At 40.4% G+C, this 1,102-nt stretch carries 1 protein-coding gene; it reads left to right on the top strand.

Annotated features, from left to right (window positions below; all coding sequences use genetic code 11):
- A partial coding sequence (locus tag E1171_RS00915) for a tail fiber domain-containing protein (RefSeq protein ID WP_155203189.1) occupies positions 1–859 on the top strand: 859 nt, incomplete at its 5' end.
- Positions 860–1,102 lie beyond the last annotated feature (243 nt).

Here is a 1,102-nt window from a genome sequence, read left to right as displayed (position 1 = left end):
CTTTGTAAGAAGTCAGTATGACCAGACTGGGGAATGGAGAGATTGGCTAGAACTGTATCATTCAGGAAATTCCAATAATGCTCTAACCAACTGGTCAGTTAAAGATTTATCAGTTAGCGGATCAGCAGCATTAGATGGCTCCCTTACCACCCAGGAGTTTGTCTTCTCCCAAGGCTCCTTTCAGGAGTCCGACATCAGAAGCAAGGAGGACATCTGCGGTATGCACCAGGTATTGGATAAAGTAATGCAAATGAACCCTATCCAGTATCGCTATAAAGCAGATCGAAAAGAAAAGCGCAAACATCTGGGGTTCGGAGCTCAGGAAGTAAATGAACTTTTTCCGGAACTGGTGCACTACTCCAAAGAAAAAGACCTGTACAGCTTGAATTACGGAACCTTGGGTGCTATAAATACGGCCGCAATTCAGGAAACGAATATTTGTCTGCATCAGGGCTTGCATCAACACCAAATGGCAATTGATAAGCAAAAGGAAGTTGGTAAAAAGCATAAAAAGACGATAAAGCGTTTGGAAGAGCATTTGCAGGGTCAGAAAAAGATTACCCAAGAACAAAAAGCAATTATTCAATCTCAGCAAACCAGCCTTGAAGAACATAAAAAGTTGCTCAACCATCAGAGCGACAAGGTACAATGGCTGAATAAAACCCTAGAAGAGCAAAAACTAATAAATCAGGCACAGCAGGAAATAAACACTTCATTAATTAAAAAACTAGAGCTACAAGAGGTTAAATCAACCCAGCAAACAGAGGAGATGCAGGAATTTAAGAAACTACTCGCTGAGCTATCTGCTCCTACATTGGAAAAATTAAGTAAACGATGGCGTTCGCTGTTCAAGGAATAAGGCAGTCTTTATGCAAGCTTAAAGCATTAGAATAAGCAAGCCTGGATTTAGCCCTTATAGCTATAATCTTTTAGAATTCACCAAACACCCACAGTGAAGTAACTCAAGTTTACATGATGGGCCTTTTCCCTTTACCTCTAGATATTCCTGAAAATAAGTTGAGGGGATAGGGGAATAGGCGCTTTTCTCCATAGAAATACAAAATAAATTTCCATGAAAAAATTACACTTTACCGAAGGCGGC

Origin of the sequence: Xanthovirga aplysinae, assembly GCF_009711365.1 — a bacterium.
GTDB lineage: Bacteria > Bacteroidota > Bacteroidia > Cytophagales > Cyclobacteriaceae > Xanthovirga > Xanthovirga aplysinae.
This window is presented reverse-complemented; position numbering and strand designations above follow the sequence as displayed.